General features: G+C 32.9%; 7 protein-coding genes. 6 read left to right on the top strand and 1 reads right to left on the bottom strand.

The features are described from left to right. Positions 1 to 171: transposase (locus CVD18_RS21635; protein ID WP_146052899.1), on the bottom strand; the 171-nt coding region annotated here is incomplete at its 3' end. A 67-nt stretch (positions 172 to 238) separates the two neighbouring features. On the opposite strand from CVD18_RS21635, the gene CVD18_RS21630 reads away from it, so the two are divergent. From CVD18_RS21630 to CVD18_RS22880, 6 genes are all read left to right on the top strand, one after another. Then, complete coding sequence (locus CVD18_RS21630) at positions 239 to 499, top strand: hypothetical protein (RefSeq protein ID WP_146052898.1); 261 nt, start codon at positions 239 to 241, stop codon at positions 497 to 499. A gap of 57 nt (positions 500 to 556) precedes the next feature. Then, positions 557 to 781 carry a hypothetical protein gene (locus CVD18_RS21625; RefSeq protein WP_103867546.1) on the top strand — a complete coding sequence of 75 codons (225 nt, stop codon included), beginning with the start codon at positions 557 to 559 and terminating at the stop codon, positions 779 to 781. After that, positions 772 to 1,065 (top strand): type II toxin-antitoxin system RelE/ParE family toxin, encoded by a 294-nt coding sequence (locus tag CVD18_RS21620; protein WP_103867544.1) that lies wholly within the window; start codon positions 772 to 774, stop codon positions 1,063 to 1,065. The genes CVD18_RS21625 and CVD18_RS21620 overlap by 10 nt, the downstream gene beginning before the upstream one ends. 621 nt (positions 1,066 to 1,686) lie before the next feature. Further along, entirely contained in the window at positions 1,687 to 2,304 is a 618-nt protein-coding gene (locus CVD18_RS21615; protein ID WP_103867543.1) for a hypothetical protein, read from the top strand. Between the two features lie 28 nt (positions 2,305 to 2,332). Continuing rightward, a complete protein-coding gene (locus CVD18_RS21610) occupies positions 2,333 to 2,983 on the top strand; it encodes a hypothetical protein (RefSeq protein WP_103867542.1) in 651 nt (216 codons plus the stop codon). Between the two features lie 172 nt (positions 2,984 to 3,155). After that, entirely contained in the window at positions 3,156 to 4,013 is an 858-nt protein-coding gene (locus CVD18_RS22880; protein ID WP_103867541.1) for a M23 family metallopeptidase, read from the top strand. Positions 4,014 to 4,170: the final 157 nt, after the last annotated feature.

Here is a 4,170-nt window from a genome sequence, read left to right as displayed (position 1 = left end):
CCCTGATGCTACTTTTAAACCAGCCTCTCCCTGATGGTCAAACTTCTTTCTCCAACTATAAAAAGTGCCAGTGCTAACTCCATACTTACGACAAGCTTCTACGATACCAATCTCTTCCGAAGTAGCTAGTATTTCTAACTTCTGGTCTAAAGTCCATTTCTTGTATTTCATATCTCAAATGTATTAGTTTGAAATTTAAAAGAACACTCCGAACTTATTGGGGGCTAAACTAGTGGGAATGGGGGATTATCAAATTAGAGGATGGAATGGTTTTCATAATCATATGGCTATTTGTATGATGGCAATGCTGTTAATCGCAAAACTAAAACTCGAAAATGAAAACGAAAACTATACAGCTGCTACTTTAAAAAAAATCGTGAACCTATGTATAAAAACTAAAATAGAAACTCCGCAATTAGCTATAAATCTAATTCTTGAACAGCATCAAAGATACATCAAACAACTACTAAGAGACCAAGAAAAGAACAATCAAACCTAAGATGACAAAGTAGGAATAAAATGAATTATCTTTGTTATGGATATAAAAATGGGAACTATGAATATTGAAACCGCAAAATTAGAGTTAATGCATTTGTTACTTCAAACTCAAAAAGAATCATTAATTAAGCGTTTACAAAAAGTATTTGAAGAAGAAGCTGATCTGTGGAATGATTTTTCCAAAGAAGAGCAAAAAGCCATTGAAGAAGGATTACAACAAGCAGATCAAGGAAAATACACTAGTGATCAGCAAGCCATGAAACGTTTTAGCAAATGGCATTAAAAATCGTTTGGACAGATAAAGCACTAGAGGGATTAGATGAGATCATAGCATATCTAGAAACCCATTGGAGCGAAAAAGAAATTTTACTTTTAGAACAAAAAATAGAAGCTTTTAAAGCAAGGGTAAAGAAATATCCAAAAATATACCCTCCGATTACAAAACATAAAAACACCCACAAAGCCGTTTTAGATAAGCACAATTACTTTGTTTACAGGTATAAACCTCGTAAACAAGTCATCGAATTAGTATATTTTAAAGCTAACAAACAAAAACCAATCGTATAAATAACCAAGTGATACGCCCTTTGGGGCGAGTACTATAGCTAATACCCTAGTTCCTTACAGTCACAGCGGGTATAGAGCTGTCAATGGTCTCGGGGATGCCCTTTCTATGGCAAAAATTTTTAAGGTGCAGAAAAAGCACCATAAAAAATCTTTTGCCCCAGCCGCCTTGCATCCCCTCGTCGTGTTCCCAGTATATTACCATGTCACGGTTTTTGTTCAAAAAACACCCGCCACGGCAATATCCCTACACACTTCATGGGCTACGCCGCTAGTCACAGCCTACAGGATTTTTATCTTAAAATATCTATTTTTTTTCAATTGAAAGATAAAAATCCTGTGGCGCGTACACACTGCCCTTAGGGGCAGTCATGTGTCCACGTCGGCTGCTCCCTTCGCTTCGGCTACGCCTTTGTTTTACGTGCAACGCAGCTTCGTTCAATCGCCACTAGGCTAGGATTAATCTTGAAGCTAAAGATCAGCAGCAAATGCCGCTGCCCTCTTTAGCTTCAAGATCAATCGCTCTCACTGTTGCGGAAAAAAAGTACCTAAAAATCAGCTTCTTTTTCTTCTTTTGAAACCATAAAAAACCTATTTTTGAACCAACCAACACTATAGAAAACCTTGATTATAAACTTCATACTCCTGAACCAAAAAGTAAACTTACCTGTCAAAAGGGTACAGGAAATTGCTTTTGTAGAGCATATGAAACTCTTGGTGACAAAAGAAGATATTGACTTGTCTAAAGATGTTACTTTTTACGGTTATAGAAACACTGATAAAGTAGGTTGTCTTAGAAGAAGTGAAGACATGATAGGTTCAGCTGGTTTTAAAACAACGTCTTATGGTGCTCATAAAGATAATTTACAAATGGTTAAATATGGTCAAGATGGTGTGACTTTAGTAAATCAACCACAAATAAAAAAGGCTAAAAAGATGATAGATGAGCATCTAGAAAATGGCAAGCCAATAATTGTAGGTACAGACTGGAAACCAAGTCATACAGGTAATGCTGACAAGACAACAGACCACTGGGTAGTTATTGTAGGGAGAAAAACTACAGATGGAACTGATAGTTATTTGTTTTTTGATCCTCAAACATCAAGTGATAGCCATGGTACTAGCAAAAAAAATTTACTGCTTTTTAGAGAAAATGGCAGATTGACAGGAGGCTATACTACTTTAGGAAAAGAAGCAAGAACATATACTGTTACTATGGTTAGACCTAGTTTTGAAAAATAATATGTTTAAATATAAATTATACTAATTAATGAAAAAATACTTCGTAATATTAATTTCTGCGGGAATTCTTACTTTTTCTAGTTGTTTTAAACAGAATGAAAAAAGTAAAGAAAATAAAGCACAAAATACTCCTGTAAATTCTAACACTGTTGATAGCGAAAGTAAACTTCAACCTAAACAATTAAATAAAAAAGAAGCTGAGAGTTTTGTTACAAAATTTTATAATTGGTATCTATCAGATATTTACCCAACCAAAGCTTCATTTTATGAGAGTCCTCCCTATATTAAGAAGGAAGATTATTATATTTTAAGTAAGGATATACTTTTAAAAAGACTTAAATCGGTGGAGTATTTTTCTGATAAATACATAAATCTAAAAATTGAAAAGCTGAAAAAGTGTAATAAATCATTGTTTGAGAAAAAAATCACAATTGAACCTGAAGGAGGTATGTCTACAAAAGATTGTTATTATTTAGACAAATATGATTTTGTTGTAGGTAACGGTGAAAGGTTTGATAGTTTTGAAATAAACAATTCTGAACATGTATCAGAAGGCATACTTGTAAGCGTATACTTAAAGATTGGAGAAGATAAGGTTGCTTTATCAAAGGTATTAGTAAATAAATTTAAAGATAATAATCCATTTCAAATAGTTAACGTAGATGTTGATTGGCTTTAATGATATTTGGTTTTTATGGAGTTTAATATAAAAATATTAGCCCCCGCCAGCAACGCTACCTACTACCACGGTATCAGCAGGAACAAAGGCTAAGTTTGCACATATCACCCCATCTGTAGTTGTTTCCTCAGATACAGAAACCTTTAAACGGCAGTTCCCTACAAATAATAGTATGGTATATCATTTTCATCCTATTGCTTTCGTAGAACATATGAAGTTGATTACTGCACCTAAGTACGAACCAGATCATGGAGAAATACATGATCCAATTGTTAACCCACAGGTAAGGGGTTGGTATAACAAAGCCACATATAATAATAAAGATTCAAAAATAGGAGGTTGGAATCCTTATGCTTCTTTATTTATTCTTAAAGACAAAGACGCAAATACTAATGTGAAAATACGTGACTACGGAAGACCGCAAAGATCTACAAGAAGTCATAGCGGATTAGATATTTATGCACCTGTAGGTACGCCTATTTATGCTTGTGTTGATGGTACTATTTCTTATCATGATTTTTTGGGATCCAAAGCAGGTTTTCTAACACAATTAAGAGGGGAGTATGATGGAAAAATTTATACTTTTCAATATTTGCATTTAATGGAAATCAAAAATAATCAATTTAGGTTTTTTAATAATTATAAAAACAGTTCAAGTATAAAGAATGATGGCTGGTTAAAATATTCTGATTTGGGCAATACATATACAGACCCTTTAAAAAACCAAACTTATAATATTGATTATGATGGTTCTATATTGCAAATTGATGAAAATTACATTGATATATCCTTAGCTACAAGTATCAAAAAAAATAAGAAAGTAAAAAAAGGAGATGTTATAGGTTATACAGGTTCTACTGGGAATTCATATCAAGGTAAAGATAATAACCACCTACACTTTGGGATTAAGGATAGTGGTGGGAATAGAATTTCTCCTTATGAAATGTTTAAAGAATATGTTAACTTAGACGTTTCGGGAGTTGAAACCAATAAAAAACAAGATGGAATTAAACCAAGTGAATTATGGTAATTAAATTTAAACAAAATATTTTTTTTCTATTATTAATCATTACTTTTTCAGGCTGTAAATCTGAAAAGAAAGAATCTTTTAAGGCTAAGTTCTAAAATACATATGATCTAGTGCTATATTTTTAAAATTCATCCAAGTTTGATTCGAAGTGAACGCA

The sequence above is a fragment of the Aquimarina sp. I32.4 genome (genome assembly GCF_002924285.1).
In the GTDB taxonomy this organism is placed as follows: Bacteria; Bacteroidota; Bacteroidia; order Flavobacteriales; family Flavobacteriaceae; genus Aquimarina.
The sequence above is the reverse complement of the archived record's forward strand: the minus strand, read 5'-3'. Positions and strand labels throughout refer to the sequence as shown.

Bases quoted from the DNA above. Each gene is read 5' to 3' on its own strand.
- CVD18_RS21610 (WP_103867542.1), top strand. From the start codon at position 2,333: ATGAAAAAATACTTCGTAATATTAATTTCTGCGGGAATTCTTACTTTT.
- CVD18_RS21625 (WP_103867546.1), top strand. From the start codon at position 557: ATGAATATTGAAACCGCAAAATTAGAGTTAATGCATTTGTTACTTCAA.
- CVD18_RS22880 (WP_103867541.1), top strand. From the start codon at position 3,156: ATGGTATATCATTTTCATCCTATTGCTTTCGTAGAACATATGAAGTTG.
- CVD18_RS21630 (WP_146052898.1), top strand. From the start codon at position 239: ATGGGGGATTATCAAATTAGAGGATGGAATGGTTTTCATAATCATATG.
- CVD18_RS21620 (WP_103867544.1), top strand. From the start codon at position 772: ATGGCATTAAAAATCGTTTGGACAGATAAAGCACTAGAGGGATTAGAT.